10 protein-coding genes are annotated in these 15,013 nt (G+C 63.9%); 4 read left to right on the forward strand and 6 right to left on the reverse strand.

Going from position 1 to position 15,013, the window contains the following annotated elements; genetic code table 11:
- Nucleotides 1-31 precede the first annotated feature (31 nt).
- Nucleotides 32-586 carry a cysteine hydrolase family protein gene (locus tag F7R20_RS28515; RefSeq protein WP_003206069.1) on the reverse strand — a complete coding sequence of 185 codons (555 nt, stop codon included), beginning with the start codon at nt 584-586 and terminating at the stop codon, nt 32-34.
- Between the two features lie 98 nt (nt 587-684).
- On the opposite strand from F7R20_RS28515, the gene F7R20_RS28520 reads away from it, so the two are divergent.
- The 3 genes from F7R20_RS28520 to F7R20_RS28530 all read left to right on the forward strand — a co-directional run bounded on the left by F7R20_RS28520 (nt 685) and on the right by F7R20_RS28530 (nt 3,798).
- The gene (locus tag F7R20_RS28520) at nt 685-1,680 is read left to right on the forward strand and encodes a GlxA family transcriptional regulator (RefSeq protein ID WP_042956417.1); all 996 of its coding nucleotides are present in this window, start codon (nt 685-687) and stop codon (nt 1,678-1,680) included.
- A 266-nt stretch (nt 1,681-1,946) separates the two neighbouring features.
- Nucleotides 1,947-3,050, forward strand: coding sequence for a DUF3182 family protein (locus tag F7R20_RS28525; RefSeq protein WP_003206066.1), 1,104 nt, complete (start codon nt 1,947-1,949; stop codon nt 3,048-3,050).
- Nucleotides 3,040-3,798, forward strand: a complete 759-nt coding sequence (locus F7R20_RS28530; RefSeq protein ID WP_003206064.1) for an alpha/beta hydrolase family protein — start codon at nt 3,040-3,042, stop codon at nt 3,796-3,798. Before F7R20_RS28525 ends, F7R20_RS28530 begins: the two co-directional genes overlap by 11 nt.
- 133 nt (nt 3,799-3,931) lie before the next feature.
- Here F7R20_RS28530 and F7R20_RS28535 read toward each other — a convergent pair whose 3' ends face one another.
- The 4 genes from F7R20_RS28535 to F7R20_RS28550 are packed head-to-tail and all read right to left on the reverse strand — an operon-like array spanning nt 3,932 to nt 7,947.
- Complete coding sequence (locus tag F7R20_RS28535; RefSeq protein ID WP_003206063.1) at nt 3,932-4,933, reverse strand: lysylphosphatidylglycerol synthase domain-containing protein; 1,002 nt, start codon at nt 4,931-4,933, stop codon at nt 3,932-3,934.
- The gene (clsB, locus tag F7R20_RS28540; protein WP_003206062.1) at nt 4,920-6,218 is read right to left on the reverse strand and encodes a cardiolipin synthase ClsB; all 1,299 of its coding nucleotides are present in this window, start codon (nt 6,216-6,218) and stop codon (nt 4,920-4,922) included. Before clsB ends, F7R20_RS28535 begins: the two co-directional genes overlap by 14 nt.
- Entirely contained in the window at nt 6,215-7,024 is an 810-nt protein-coding gene (locus tag F7R20_RS28545; RefSeq protein ID WP_003206060.1) for an endonuclease/exonuclease/phosphatase family protein, read from the reverse strand. Before F7R20_RS28545 ends, clsB begins: the two co-directional genes overlap by 4 nt.
- Complete coding sequence (locus F7R20_RS28550; RefSeq protein ID WP_003206058.1) at nt 7,021-7,947, reverse strand: DUF72 domain-containing protein; 927 nt, start codon at nt 7,945-7,947, stop codon at nt 7,021-7,023. The genes F7R20_RS28545 and F7R20_RS28550 overlap by 4 nt, the downstream gene beginning before the upstream one ends.
- 323 nt (nt 7,948-8,270) lie before the next feature.
- Here F7R20_RS28550 and F7R20_RS28560 point away from each other — a divergent pair, with 323 nt between their 5' ends.
- A complete protein-coding gene (locus tag F7R20_RS28560) occupies nt 8,271-10,358 on the forward strand; it encodes a mechanosensitive ion channel family protein (protein ID WP_003206057.1) in 2,088 nt (695 codons plus the stop codon).
- Between the two features lie 126 nt (nt 10,359-10,484).
- Here the strand turns inward: F7R20_RS28560 and F7R20_RS28565 are convergent, their stop codons facing one another.
- Nucleotides 10,485-14,798, reverse strand: a complete 4,314-nt coding sequence (locus tag F7R20_RS28565; RefSeq protein ID WP_003206055.1) for a DEAD/DEAH box helicase — start codon at nt 14,796-14,798, stop codon at nt 10,485-10,487.
- Nucleotides 14,799-15,013: the final 215 nt, after the last annotated feature.

The raw sequence follows: 15,013 nt of genomic DNA on the forward strand, positions 1-15,013 counted from the left end.
TTTTTTGCGTTTTTTTAGATGCGCCGTGTATTTAGCGATTGGCCGCCAGGAATTGCTCGGTACTCACCACACTCGCATAGGCAAACCCCAGTGCCGCCATGAACGCGGCATGCACCTGGGCAGCCGGCACGACGACGCCGTTGAATTCCAGGTCGAGGGTCGCGCAGGCATCATGGATCACCGTGACGCCGTAGCCCAGGTCCGCCGCCGCCCGCACCACCCCGTCGACGCACATGTGGCTCATGCTGCCGACCACCACCAGTTGTTCGATGCCGTGCTGGTCGAGGATGGCTTGCAGTTCGGTTTCGCGAAACGAATTGACGAAGTGCTTGAGCACCACCGGTTCATCGGCGCGGTTGAGCACCTTGGGGTGCAACTGGGCGCCTTCGGAGCCTGGGGTGAAGAAGGGCGCGTCGTCGGAAGTGAATTCGTGGCGGATATGCACCACGCTGTCGCCGGCCTGGCGAAAGGCTTCGATCAAGCGTGCGGCGTTATCGGCGGCGGCTTGGGCGCCGACCAACGGCCATTTGCCCTGGGGGAAGTAGTCGTTCTGGATATCGACTACGATGAGCGCTTGTTTGGACATGAGGGCTTCCTCGATCAGATTGGGTGTGAAGCCAGTATTAGCTTTTGCCGCCGCTTCGAGGATTGGCCGCAACGACAATAAGCGGGGGAAAACTGACAATGACGCAGCAAAGGGCAGTCGCCGAGCTCGGGGTGCTCATCTATCCCGGTGCGCAACTGGCGGCGGTGCATGGCTTGACCGATCTGTTCGCCGTGGCGCAGCGGATCGCGGCCGAGCATGCCAGCGTGCAGTTGCCAAAGCTGCGGGTGAGTCACTGGCAGACGGAGGAGGGCGGGGCTCCGCTGCGGGTGTTCGACAGCGAAACCGGCCCGGTGGGCAAGCTGGTGGCGTTGTTGATTCCACCGTCCCTTGCCGGTTTCAGTGACGGCTTGGTCTCTCAGGCTCTGATGGATTGGCTGCGGGCGCAGCATGCCGACGGCACGGTGCTGGGCGGGGTTTGCGTGGGCTCGATCCTGCTGGCCGAAAGCGGCCTGCTCGACGGGCGCAGCGCGACCACCCACTGGACTTCGGCCAAGTCCTTTGCGGCGCGTTACCCGAAGATCAAGCTCAACGCCGACAAACCCATCGTCGACGACGGCGACCTGATCACCACCGCCGGGCTGATGGCTTGGTCGGAACTGGGGCTACGCCTGGTGGACCGCCTGCTCGGGCCCAGCATCGCCACGCGCACGGCGCAATTTCTGGTGATTGAGCACAGCGACAGCGCGAGCCAGTGTGGCAGTAATTTTGCGCCCATCCTCGGCCATGGCGACCCGGCGATTCTCAAGGTCCAGCATTGGTTGCAAAGCAGCGGCGCGGTGGAGGTTTCCCTCGGTGCAATGGCCGAACGCGCCGGGCTGGAAGAACGCACCTTCCTGCGCCGGTTTCGCGCCGCCACCGGGCTCAAACCCACTGAATACTGTCAGCACCTGCGCGTCGGCAAGGCCCGGGAGATGCTGGAGTTCACCAATGGCACCATCGACCACATTGCCTGGACCGTCGGTTACCAGGACCCGAGCGCCTTTCGCGCGACCTTCAAGAAAATAACCGGGTTGGCGCCGAGTGATTACCGGGCTCGGTTTGGGGTAAGTCCGCCGAGCGTTCCCAAAGGCTGACACTGACCCTTTGTGGCGAGGGATTTATGTGGGAGCAAGCCTTGCTCCCACATAAATCCCCTCGCCACAGGAGGTTGCGTCTGCTGCTGGCCATCGTGCAATTTGCGGGATGCCTGCCATGGGTCGTGCAGAATGAAACAGGCCCGGTGCTATCAACTGCGCCCAATACGCCCGCTTGGCTGACCGTCATGGCCGATGCCACCGTTGGCCTGATCTCTGCACCTTCCCTTATCTAAAGCCATTGAGCGCAGGAAAAAGGGCAACGCATGACACCAGTCAATCGCAACAAGCGGGTAGTGGCCTATTCGGTCAATCCACAAGCGCCGCGTCATGAAGTCGAGACCAATCGTGCACTGGCCCAGTGGCTGGCACAGATCCTGGGATGGGAGTACGGCGACAGTCATGACTCTCAGGCCGGTCATGATCTCTATCTGTTGCCCACGCAAACCCTGATCGGCACCGAAACCTTGATGTGCCTGGGGGTCAAGGGGCCGGAGGATGTGTGGGGCGGGTATGTCGAGCATGATTTTATCTGCACCAAGGCGATTACCCATGGTCTGTTGAATAAGGACGCCGTGGCGCCCAAAGGCTGGTCGCCGCTGTTTGCCAAGCTCACGCGAGGCGCGGTGCTCGATGGCGTGACGGTCTTTTCGCTCAAGGATGCGCGCCCCGCCGCCGAGCACTTGCTGTACATCGGACCGATTCGCCTCAAGCCGATCCATGCCTGTGCCGGACGTGGGCAACGGCTGATCAAGAGCCTGGCGCAGTTCGATGAAATTGCCGCCGGGCCCGACGCCCAGGCGCTGTTTCGCGATGGGGTAGTGCTGGAGCAGCACCTCAACGAGGTCAAGACCCAGAGCGTCGGCCAGTGCTTCATCAACGGCAAGGTCCTGAGTTATTGCGGCGTGCAACACCTGACCCACGACAGCGAAGGGGTCGAGGTGTACGGCGGATCGGACCTGCTGGTGGTGCAGGGCGGTTATATCGAGTTGCTCAGGCTCGAACTGCCCGACGATGTGCGCGAGGCGGTGCGGCTGGCGCAAGTGTTCGATGACGCCGCCAACCAGGCCTACCCGAGCTTTTTTGCATCGCGGCGCAATTACGACATTGCCCAGGGCCTGGATGCCGCCGGCCAGCCGCGTGGCGGTGTATTGGAACAGTCATGGCGCATGGGCGGCGCCAGCAGCGCCGAACTGGCGGCGTTGCAAGTGTTCGTCGAAGCGCCGCAAACCAGCGCGGTGCGGGTGTCCTCGGTGGAGACCTACACCGAGCAACCGCTGCCGCCCGGCGCGAGGGAGGTCTATCGTGGCGCGGCGCACAACGGCGACTTCCTTCTCAAATACGTAACGGTTCAATCCTATGACGGCTAGAAGTGAAACCATTCAGATCGAGATTGACGATGAACGCATGAACGGGACATTCCTGAGTCCCAAGTCGAAGGTCCCCGGCGTATTGTTCGTGCACGGCTGGGGCGGTAGCCAGGAGCGGGACCTGGAACGGGCCAAAGGCATTGCCGGCCTGGGTTGCGTGTGCCTGACCTTCGACTTGCGTGGGCACACCGGCGGGGCGGGGATCCCCTTGGCACGGGTCACCCGCGAGGACAACCTGCGCGACCTGTTGGCGGCATACGACCGACTGCTCGCGCACCCGGCCTTGGATACCTCGGCGATTGCCGTGGTGGGCACCAGTTATGGCGGCTACCTGGCTTCGATCCTGACTTCGTTGCGTCCGGTACGCTGGCTGGCCCTGCGGGTGCCGGCGCTTTACCGCGACGAGCAATGGCATACGCCCAAGCGCGACCTGGACAAGACCGACCTGCTGGATTACCGCAGCACGCTGGTGCACGCCGGAACCAATCGCGCCTTGCATGCGTGTTCGCAGTTCACCGGCGATGTGTTGCTGGTGGAGTCCGAGACCGATGCCTACGTGCCCCATGCCACTATCATGAGCTACCGGGCGGCGTGTCAGCAGACCCACTCGTTGACCCACCGGATCATCGACGGCGCCGACCATGCCTTGAGCGACCCCGTGTCACAGCAGGCCTACACCTCGATCCTGGTGGACTGGATCACGGAAATGGTGGTGGGAGAGCGGTTGAGCATTATCCAGGAGCGGTAGATGTGCGGTGTTCAGGCGGGCCTCATCGCGAGCAGGCTCGCTCCCACAATGGATCTGTGTGAACCCGAACTTATGTCCCAGTCATCCCTGTGGGAGCGAGCTTGCTCGCGATAGGGCCAGGCCAGGCAACCCATCACTTGAGCCCAGGCTTGACCCGCAACGCCTTGGCCTTCGCCTCGATCACCAGGTACATCACCACGGTAATCAGCAACGGCAGGATGAAGTAGATCGCCCGGTAAGCGATCAGCCCCGCCAACAGGCTGCCCCGCGACACTTCATGTTGCAGCAGCGCAACGAACACCGCCTCCAGCACCCCAAGCCCGGCCGGAATGTGGGTGATGACCCCGGCAATGCTGCTGATCAGCAACACCCCGAGCACCACCGGATAATCCAGTTTGCTGGGCAGCAACGTGAAGATCACCGCCGCCATCAACGACCAGTTCAGCGCGCCCAACGCCAGTTGCAGCACCGCCATGCGCAGCGATGGCAGGTTGATTTCCATGCCGCGAACGGTCCACGCCCGGCGCTTGGAAAACCGGCAGGCTACCAGGTAACCGGCACTCACCAGCAACAACAACGCGCCGACGCCTTGCAGCGCATCGCTGCTGAGTTTCCAGCCTGGCGGCATGGTCACCAGGCCGCTGCTGAACACCGCACCGGCCAGGGTCATGTAGCCGAACCAGTTGGTGGCCAGGCTCAGGCCGAGAATCTTGGCGATGTTCCCGGTGCTGACCCCCAGCCGCGAATACAGCCGATAACGCATGGCGATGCCACCGACCCAGGCGCTGAGGTTGAGGTTGAACGCGTAACTGATCACCCCCACTGGCAAGATCTGCCGCCAACCCAGTTTCTGGCGGATGTAGGTGCGACCGATCAGGTCGAAACACGCATAGGTGATGAAGCTGGTGACGGTCAGCGCGGCGGCGATGATCAAGGTGCGCACCTTGAAGTCCGCCAGGGTGGCGAACACTTCCGACCAGTCGATGCGTCGGGCCAAGGTGGTGAACAGTACGATCAACAGCAGGAAAAACGCCAGGGTCAGCGGTCTTTTCCAGCGGCTCCAGCGGGATTTGGACTTGGACTGTTCCGGCGCATGGGCATCTCTCGGCGCGGCGTGCGCTTCAGAGTGGTTCATGGGGTTCGCTCCGGACCGCCGTCGGCGGCGAAAATGGTTTCAGACGCGGTTTATGGGCCGGCAGCCAGCCGGCCCAGGCCGGGAAATGGCGCAAAAAGTGGAACACCATGAAACCGATGGTCATGCGCCACAACAGGCCCCGGGGGGCGTGGTCCTTGGGCATCGCGGTGCAATGGTTGCGGCTCAGGTAGTCGAGGCGCTCGAACAGCTCGCGGTTGAACGCCCGGTCGCGGATCAGCACATTGGCTTCCAGGTTCAGGGACAGGCTCAGTGGGTCGAGGTTGCTCGAACCCACCGTGCTCCAGTCCTCATCCACCAGGGCGACCTTGCCGTGCAGCGGTCGCTCGCAATATTCGTAGATCACCACGCCGGCCTTGAGCAGGTAGCTGTAGAGCATGCGTGCGGCGAGCTTGGCGATCATCATGTCCGGCTGGCCCTGCAAGATCAGCCGTACTTCCACGCCGCGCCGTGCCGCGTTGCGGATCTCGCGCAGCAACCGGTAGCCAGGGAAGAAATAGGCATTGGCGATCACCACCCGCCGCTGGGCGCTGCGCAGTACATGCAGATAGACCTCTTCGATGTCGGTCTGGTGTTCGTGATTATCCCGGTAGACCAGGCGCACCTGGCCGTCGTGGTCGCTGAACGCCAGCTCGTTGCGGCGGCTACGGCGGCGTTGCCACCAGTATTTGGCCCGGGCGGGCCGGCCACTCTGCAACAGCGCGAAGTGGTGGATATCCACCACCGCCGGGCCTTTGACCTCCACGGAATAGTCCTGCTTGGCCTCGGCGCCGAAATCGCCCAGGTGGTCGGCGGAAAAGTTGATCCCGCCAATAAACGCAATTACCCCGTCCACCACCACGATCTTGCGGTGCAGGCGGCGGAACCAGTTGGTGCGGATCCCCAGACGCCGGGGCGCCGGGTCGAACATCTGCAAGCGCACCCCGGCGTCGCTCAGCGATGCCAGGAAACCGGTGGTCAGCTCACCGCAGCCGAAGCCATCGAGGCTGACGGTGATGCGCACGCCACGCGCGGCGGCTTCGACCAACAGGTCCCGTAGTTCATTGCCGACCTTGTCCTCGAACAGGATGAAGGTCTCCAGGAGGATTTCTGTCTCGGCCCGGCGAATCGCTTCGAAGACCCTGGGGAAATACTCTTCACCGTTTTCCAGCAGCGTGACGCGATTGTTGCCGTGCCAGCCGTATTCGATATCCGTCAGCGCCGGGTTGCGCTCGGTGGGTGGCGCCTCGACCTGCTCAACTGTCGCCTTGTTCATCGTCGCGCTCATAATTCGATCTCCACCGACAGCGGTGCGTGGTCGGAAAGGTGCGACCAGGGTCGTACGTTCAACACCTTGGGATGATGGGCCTTGAGATTGCGCACGTAGATGCGGTCCAGGCGCAGGATCGGAAGGCGCGCCGGAAAGCTGCGGGCCGGTTTGCCCCACTGTTCGGCGAACACTTCCCGCAGACCGCAGGGTTCGAGCAGTTCACTGGCCTTGCCGCGCCAGTCGTTGAAGTCGCCAGCGACGATCACTGGCGCGTCGGGCGGCAGTTCGCTCAAGCGCTGGCAAAGCAGCTTGAGTTGCTCGACACGATGACCTTCGCGCAGCCCCAGGTGCACGCAAATGGCATGCACTTGCGGTCCATCGCCCGGCAGGCGCAGCACGCTGTGGAGCATGCCGCGGTTCTCATGGCCGCTGATGGACACGTCCAGGTTGTCGTGGCGGATGATCTGGAATTTCGACAACAGCGCGTTGCCGTGGTCACCCGCCGGGTACACCGCGTTGCGCCCGTAGGCGAACTGCGGCCAGAGGCTGTCGGCCAGAAACTCGTATTGCGGCATGCTCGGCCAGTTGCTGTAGCGCTGGGGATGGTGTTCGTGGGTGCCGTGGACTTCCTGCAAGAACACCACATCGGCGGACACGCTGCGCACCGCTTCGCGCAGTTCCGGCAGGATGAAGCGCCGGTTCAGGGCGGTGAAGCCCTTGTGGGTGTTGACCGTCAGCACGGTGAAACGGCTGACCCGGTCGAGATCCTGGGCCTGTTGCTGAGTCGGCTCGTGGGTCGCTTCGCTGGTTTCCGGGCTGTTCATGGCAACACCCCTTCGGCCGGGCGTTCGCCGGGCGCGGTGGCGAGGTCCTTGTCCAGATGGAAGTGTTCCAGCAAGTGGCGTGCGTCATAGGGCGCGCGGACTTTGATGTCGTTGTCGAAATAGCAGAACACTTCCCGGCTTTTGCGGGCCCGGGGCTTCTTGTCGGGATCGATCAGGTGGGCGTCGGCGGGTTGCTTGCCGTGGCTCCAGGCCTCGATCCGGTCGCCCCAGCGCTTCAACGCCTCGTCGGTATAGCCGCTGGCGTACAGTTCCTCGGCACCGTGCAGGCGCAGGTAGACGAAATCGCTGGTGACGTCTTCGCGATAGGGCCATTTACCTGCGGTGTCGGCGATGACCAGGGCCACGTCGTAGCGCTTGAGCAGCGTGACGAAGTGCGGGTCGATAAAGCTGTCATGGCGGATTTCCACGGCGTGGCGCAGTGGGCGCTTTTTATCGGTCGTGGTACTGGCGTGGCCGTCCAGGCGCGGCTCGTGCTCGCGGGCCAGGGCGGCGGCACCTTCGGTGTCGTGGGGCAGTTGCTTGAGGAAGTCTTCGAACAGTTCCGGGTCGAATTTGAAACTGGGCGGAAACTGCCAGAGGATCGCGCCCAGCTTCTCCTTGAGCTCCAGCACGCCGGAGGCGAAGAAATTGGCCAGGGGCTTGCGGATGTCCCGCAGGCGCTTGATGTGGGTGATGAAACGCGGGGCCTTGACGCTGAACACGAAGCCGGGCGGTGTCTCGGCGTACCACTGGGCATACCGTTCGGGGCGTTGCAGGGCGTAGAACGATCCATTGATTTCGATGCTGTTGACCGCTCGCGAGGCGAATTGCAATTCCCGTTTCTGGGTCAGCCCCTTGGGGTAGAAGTCCCCCCGCCAAGGCGTGTAGCGCCAGCCGGAAATACCAATGTGGATCGCCGTCATGTATCCCTCCCGTGCCAATGACCTCGTACTGCCTGTGTCTTGTGATGACTGTTGCGCGGCCCGGAAAGTTTCGATGGTCTTACCGACGGTGGAGCAGACGGTGAAGTACTGTGGCGAGGGGATTTATTCCCGCTATGTGGGAGCAAGGCTTGCCCGCGAAAGGAGGCGCCTCGATTTCTGAGAGACCGCAGCGCCTCCATCGCGGGCAAGCCTTGCTCCCACATAATCCTCTTGCCACAGGGGTTGTATTGATCATTCGAGCGAACTTGCCCGCCCGTTGTTGATCAGTTCCTTACCGATCCCGTGTGAAGGAGCCTCGCGTTTTGTCTCGATTGAGCACTGTATTGCTGCTGTTCCTGCTGGCGATGACCGGCACCAGCGCCTACGGGACCGCCGCTGTCCCCGGCACCTCCCAGCCCAGTGAAACGCCCGCCGAACCCGCGCCGCTGGTGCAGGGCGGTTTATTGGGGGCCATCAGTTCGAGCATCGATGACGTCCAGGACAAGCTCGATCTCAACCAGAGCCTGGTGGATGCCTGGCGCCTGCGGGCGGACCGGGCGGCGGATGAGGTGGACCGGCTGGTGGACCAGACGTCCCGTTCGTCCTGGCGCGTGGCGGGGGATTTCCTGTTGTTGTCGAGCGTCTGGATCGGCGCTTTTGCACTGATCTGGTCGGGGGCGCGGCTGCTGCTGCGCCATCTGGGCCGGCGCCGCTGGCTGCGCACCCACCAGCGCGTGCGCGACCTGCTCGGTTATCTGCTGCCGTATACCGCTGCGGCGTTGATCTGCCTGCCGCTGACCCTGTACGTCAGCCACTTCCTGCAGGTCTCGGTCGGTCGCGCCCTGGCGCTGTGCTTCGCCTATGCCACCAGCAGCGGCATTTTCTCCACCTCGGTGTTGCTGTGCGTGATCGTGATGTTCAACGCCGGCCACAAACGCCGGGCGGTGGCGATGATCCGGCGCTTCAGCCCCCGGCCATTGTTCATGATCGGTTTTCTCGCCGCCCTCAGCGATGCCCTGACCAGCCCGCAGATCGCCCGGCAACTGGGCGGCAACATCACCAGCAGCATCGCGGTGTTCACCGGTCTGTTCGCCTCGGTGGTCTTTGGTTGGCTGGTGATTCGCATGCGCCGGCCCGTGGCGCACCTGATCCGCAACCGCCCGCTGGCCCAGCGCTTGAAGCAACCGGCCTTGCAGGAGTCGCTGCGGATTTTCTCCGGGCTCTGGTATTGGCCGATCCTGTTGATGGTGCTGGTGTCGGCGGTGAGCCTGATCGGTGTCGGCGAGGACAACCAGAAAGCCCTGCGCTGTGCGTTGTTCACCACCATCCTGCTGATCGCCACGGTGTTCCTCAGCACCGTGTTCCAGCATGTCTTCAAGTCGCCCAAGGCCGAGGCCATCCAGCGCGACAGCGCCTACAAGGGCCGCCTGTTGAGCCTGCTGCACGCGTTGCTGCGCATCGTCATGGCGGTGGTATTCATTGAGGTCCTCGGACGGATCTGGGGGATTTCCCTGTTCGAGTTCGCCTCGCGCAATGCCATAGGCCGGGCGATCAGTGATTCCTTGAGCCGCATCGGCCTGATCTTCCTGATGACCTGGCTCACGTGGGTGGTGCTCGACACGGCGATCCAGGAAGCCCTGAAACCGCCGCTGAACAAGCGCGGGGCCCGTCAGCCCAGCACCCGGGTCAAAACCATCCTGCCGCTGTTGCGCAACGCCGCGAAAATCATCCTGGTGGTGATTTGCGCAATCACCACCATGGCCAACCTGGGCATCAACGTCGCACCGTTGCTGGCCGGTGCCGGTGTGGTGGGGCTGGCGATCGGTTTCGGTTCCCAGCAACTGGTGCAGGATGTGATCACCGGGCTGTTCATCATCATTGAAGACACGCTGTCCATCGGCGACTGGGTGGTGCTCAGCTCCGGCCACGCCGGCACCGTCGAAGGCCTGACCATTCGCACCCTGCGCCTGCGCGACGGCAAGGGCTTCGTGCATTCGGTGCCGTTCGGCCAGATCAAGGCCGTGACCAACCAGTCCCGGCAATTCGCCTTTGCGTTCTTCTCCGTGCAGTTCACTTACGACACCGATGTCGACCAGGCCGTCGAGCTGATTCGCGAGGCCGGGCGTTCGATCGCCGAAGACCCGTTCCTGAAATTCAACCTGCAAGGGCCGCTGGATGTGTTTGGCGTGGACAAGATGGATCTCAACGGCGTGGTGCTCACGGCGCAGTTCCGCACCGTATCCGGCGGGCAGTATGCGGTGAGCCGGGCGTTCAACCAGCAGTTGAAGAAGCTTGTGGATAACCATCCGGCGGTGCACTTCGCGCAGACTTATCCACAGCAGGTGGTGTTGCCCAAGCGGTTGGTCGAGGAGCAAAAAGCGGGGGATGAACTGCCCGATCAAGCTCAATGATTGCCTGGGGCTGTGGTGGGGCTTATGGCCTCATCGCGAGCAAGCTCGCTCCCACAGTAGGTTTGTGGTGAATGAACAATCCCTGTGGGAGCGAGCTTGCTCGCGATAGGGCCGGCCCAGACGCCCTCAACCTTTCTGAATCAGCTTGTTCCTGACCTCAGCCATCCCTTGAGCATCCAACTCCACCCAAAGATGCTGCTTGCCGGCAATCTGCGCCGCCACCGGCAAACCATCGCGATACACCAGCCGATTACTCGCCAGTGCCGGCACTTTCGCCCCCGGCAGCAAGGTGCCCGCCAGGTTCAGCGGGTCGACGCCGCACACCGCCACCAGGCTGCCATCGGTGGGGCGGCGGCGGGTTTCGCGCAGCAGCGGGATGGCTTCGGGCAGGGCGAATTGTTCGCCCGCCAGCCCACTGACAAAACGCCCGCCGCGAATCTCGCCCCGCGCCTCCAGGCGATGAAAGGTGCGCAGTAGCTCGCGCCAACTCGGCAACCAATCGGCTTCCCGTTCCAGCAAGCGCCAGAACACCACGCCGTAACGGCGCAGCAGGGTCATGGCGATGTGCTCCAGGGTGTCGGGCGGTGTGGGCGCGGCGCGGTTGCCGTCCACGGGCGCCGGTTGACTGCGGCGCAACAAGGCCCAGCGCCCGGCGTCGTCCATACCACCGACAAACGCTCCGCGCCCGCGCCGGCTGCTGCGGGCCTGGCGTTTACTGGCCGGGGTGATCAGCGCGCGCAGGCCGGCGAAGCTGTCGGCATTCACCAACCCGGCGCCCACCAGTTCCTGCAAGGCGATTTCCAGTTCGCTGCGCAGCAGGTGGGCTTCGTGGGCCAGTTCGTCGAAAAACAGCGCGCCGTGTTCGCTGAGGGCCTGATGGACTTTTTGCGTCTTGGGCGACAACTCATCCAGGGCCGTTTGCCCGGCCAGGCTGCTCCACAGCGCCACCTGACTGCGCGGCAACAACACCACCGGCGTGCTGCGCAGGGCGCTGGCGGAAGGCTTCTGGCGCGCACTCAGGCGCGTCCATACCCACTTGCCACTGCGGCACAACTCATCGAGCCAACTGGGCGAGTAGTCCTTGATCCGCGCTGGCAACAGGTCGCTGTCCCAGGCTGACGCAGCGGCCGGGAAGCCTTCGAACTGGCCGAGTATCGACGGCAGCACGGCATTGCCCCGGCCCTGGGTGGACGATGACAGGTGTTGCCAGTCGAACAGAAAGCGCATGAAGTCCTGCAACATCACCGGCTCGATTTCCCGGCGCAGACGCTTGACCGTATAGCGATGGATCCGCGCCAGCAAATGCCGCTCGCACCATTCCTCCTGGCCGGTGCCCGGCGTGAACCGCCCGCGCAGCACATAGCCTTGTTGTTCAAGCTGCGCCAGGGCCTGGGTGACCTGCGGGGTCGACAATCCCAGCGGGTAGGCGATGGCCTTCAACGGCAGCGGGCCAAAGGCACTGAGCCGGGCGCGGAGCACTTCCACCAGGGCTTCGTCGCTGTCCCAGGTTTCATCGAAACCGGCCAGGGGCGTCAGCGGCGGTTGCCAGCGGGCCTGTGGATAAACGGCTTGCAGGCAGGTCAGGCGCTCCAGCGGCACCCACAGACCCCGCTCGGCACTGATCTGCAGGTGACTGGCGCGACCACTGGCGGCCAATGCCTGCAACCAATCCAGCCACGGCGCGTGGGCGTCGGCTTCGCTGTCGGCGATGCAGGCCAGGCTCATCAACGCTTCATGCATCTCATCGAGATTGGCCGGCGTCGGCCAGGCCTCATCGCGGACCGACTGAATGGCTTCGGCGTCCAGTGCGCCAAGGTCATCGGTGGCCTGTGGATCGCTCCAGCGCCGATTGATCACCGCTTGGGTGCGCCGTTCTTCCAGCGGCGCGTCATCGAGAAAGGTGTAGGGGCGGGCGCTGAGGATTTCTGCCGCCAACGGCGAGGGCGCCGGCAGATCGCGGCTGATCAGGCGAATCTCGCCCGCTTCCATGCGCCGCAACAGCGTCAGCCAGCCTTCGCTGTCCATGGCTTCGTGCAGGCAATCGTCGAGGGTCTGTTCCACCAGCGGATGGTCGGGGATCTCACGCTCGCCGGCCAGGTTTTCCAGGCAAGCGATCTGGTCCGGAAACACGCTGGCGATCAGGTCCTCGCTTTTCATCCGCTGGATCTGCGGGGCGACTTTGCGTCCGCCGGCGTAACGCGGCAAGGCCAGGGCCACGCCAGCGTTCCAGCGCCAGCGCACGCCGAACAGCGGCGCATCCAGTACCGCCTGGACCAGGATCTGCTCGGCGCTGTGGCTGTTGAGGTAGCGCCACACTTCGTCCAGTTCGAAGCTGTGGCTGGTGGACAGCGAGAGCACGATGGCGTCTTCACTGGCCGCGGCCTGCAATTCGAAGTTGAAGGTGCGGCAGAAACGCTTGCGCAAGGCCAGGCCCCAGGCGCGGTTGATACGGCTGCCGAAGGGCGTGTGGATGATCAGTTGCGTGCCGCCGGACTCGTCGAAAAACCGCTCCATCAGCAGCGTGTCCTGGGACGGCAGGGCGCCGAAGGCCAGGCGTGCCGGGGCCAGGTAATCCACCAGTTGTTCAGCGCTGGCCAGGTTCAGTTGCAGGGTGCCGGTGAGCCAATCGAGGGCCGGTTGCAGGTTGCCCGGCGTGGCGCCGAGCAGTTGATCGAGCTGGGCTTGCAGGCGCGCCACGGCCAGGGACAGTTCGGCGCTGCGCCCCGGCGCTTCGCCGAGCCAGAACGGGATGGTCGGCGGCTGTCCCTGGGCGTCCTCGACCCGCACGCGGCCGGTCTCGACGCGAATGATGCGATACGACGTATTGCCCAACTGGAACACGTCGCCGGCAATGCTCTCCACCGCGAAGTCTTCGTTGACGCTGCCGATGTTCAAGCCCTGGGGTTCGAGCAGCACGGCGTAGTCGGCATTGTCCGGAATGGTGCCGCCGCTGGTCACCGCCGTGAGCTTGCTGCCGCGGCGCCCGCGCAAGGTCCGGGTCACGGCATCGCGGTGCAGGTAGGCGCTGCGTACGCCCTGGCGACCATTGAGGCCTTCGGCGAGCATCTGCAACAGCGCCTGGTAATGCCCTTCGTCCAGCCCGGCGTAGGGCGAGGCACGACGCAAGGTTTCCAGCAGTGCTTGCTCCGACCATTCCTGGCAACTGACTTCGGCGACGATCTGCTGGGCCAGTACATCCAGCGGCGCCTTGGGGATGTGCAGGATGTCGAGTTCGCCACGGCGTACGCAGTCGAGCAGGGCGGCGCACTCGATCAAGTCGTCGCGGGTGGTGGCGAACAGGCGCCCCTTGGGTGTGCCGCCGACCTGGTGGCCGGAACGACCGACCCGTTGCAGGAACGCCGAGATCGAGCGGGGCGAGGCGATCTGGCACACCAGGTCGACATCGCCGATATCAATGCCCAGCTCCAGGGACGCGGTGGCGATCAGCACCTTCAGCTCGCCGCGTTTGAGGCGTTGTTCGGCGTCGAGGCGAAACTCCTTCGCCAGGCTGCCGTGGTGAGCGGCCACGGCGTCCTTGCCCAGGCGCTCGCTCAGATGACGGCTCAGGCGTTCGGCCAAACGCCGGGTATTGACGAACACCAGGGTGGTGCGGTGTTCCCCGGCCAGCTCGGCGAGGCGGTTGTAGACCAGTTCCCATACGTCATTGGCCATCACCGCCGACAGCGGTACTGGTGGCACTTCGATGTCCAGGTCCCGGGGGCGGGCGTGGCCGATGTCGACGATTTCACAGGTGCGTCCCTCACCGACGAGAAAACGTGAAACCGCTTCGATGGGCTTTTGCGTGGCGGACAGACCGATGCGCATCAGCGGTTCGGCGCACAGGGCTTGCAGACGCTCCAGGCTCAAGGCCAGGTGGCTGCCGCGCTTGCTGGCGGCGATGGCGTGGATTTCGTCGACGATGACCGTGCGGGTGCTGGCGAGCATCTGTCGGCCGGAGTCGGAGCCGAGCAGCACGTAGAGCGATTCGGGAGTGGTCACCAGGATGTGCGGCGCGGTCTTGCGCATCGCCGAGCGTTCTTTCTGCGGCGTGTCGCCGGTACGCACGGCGGTGGTGATGTGCAGGGGCGGCAGGTCCATTTGCCGCAGCTGTTCGGTGATGCCGGCCAGGGGATTTTGCAGGTTGATCTGGATATCGTTGCTCAAGGCCTTGAGCGGCGAGACGTAGACCACCAGCGTCTGGTCCGGCAGGCCGCCCTGTTCCAGGCCGCGGTGCACCAGGTCATCGAGCACGGCGAGAAAAGCCGTCAGGGTCTTGCCCGAGCCGGTAGGCGCCGCCACCAGGGTCGAACGACGCTGGCCGATCAACGGCCACGCCCGGGCCTGGGCGGCCGTGACCGCCGGGAAGGTCTGGCTGAACCAGGCGCGAACGGCGGGGTGAAAGCCGGCCATGGCGTGGTTGGCTGGGAGAGGCAGATTCATGGGGCAGTTATGCGGGTGGGTTGGGCAAGATGCAAGTACCACTTGAGACCTTCATTGCCTGCCAGAATGCCATCGCGAGCAAGCTCGCTCTCACAGGGATAGCATGGGCACCTGAGATCCCCTGTGGGAGCGAGCTCGCTCGCGATAGCGGCCTCAAGTCCCACCCAAACCCGGCGATCTGCACTTTACGGATGACGGTTGCGCACTAAACCCGC

Source organism: Pseudomonas brassicacearum subsp. brassicacearum, from assembly GCF_008801605.1.
In the GTDB taxonomy this organism is placed as follows: domain Bacteria; phylum Pseudomonadota; class Gammaproteobacteria; order Pseudomonadales; family Pseudomonadaceae; genus Aquipseudomonas; species Aquipseudomonas brassicacearum.

Excerpts from the sequence above, each read along its gene's own strand:
- F7R20_RS28525 (WP_003206066.1), top strand. The coding sequence starts at position 1,947 with ATGACACCAGTCAATCGCAACAAGCGGGTAGTGGCCTATTCGGTCAAT.
- F7R20_RS28535 (WP_003206063.1), bottom strand. The coding sequence starts at position 4,933 with ATGAACCACTCTGAAGCGCACGCCGCGCCGAGAGATGCCCATGCGCCG.
- F7R20_RS28520 (WP_042956417.1), top strand. The coding sequence starts at position 685 with ATGACGCAGCAAAGGGCAGTCGCCGAGCTCGGGGTGCTCATCTATCCC.
- F7R20_RS28515 (WP_003206069.1), bottom strand. The coding sequence starts at position 586 with ATGTCCAAACAAGCGCTCATCGTAGTCGATATCCAGAACGACTACTTC.
- clsB (WP_003206062.1), bottom strand. The coding sequence starts at position 6,218 with ATGAGCGCGACGATGAACAAGGCGACAGTTGAGCAGGTCGAGGCGCCA.
- F7R20_RS28550 (WP_003206058.1), bottom strand. The coding sequence starts at position 7,947 with ATGACGGCGATCCACATTGGTATTTCCGGCTGGCGCTACACGCCTTGG.
- F7R20_RS28545 (WP_003206060.1), bottom strand. The coding sequence starts at position 7,024 with ATGAACAGCCCGGAAACCAGCGAAGCGACCCACGAGCCGACTCAGCAA.
- F7R20_RS28565 (WP_003206055.1), bottom strand. The coding sequence starts at position 14,798 with ATGAATCTGCCTCTCCCAGCCAACCACGCCATGGCCGGCTTTCACCCC.
- F7R20_RS28530 (WP_003206064.1), top strand. The coding sequence starts at position 3,040 with ATGACGGCTAGAAGTGAAACCATTCAGATCGAGATTGACGATGAACGC.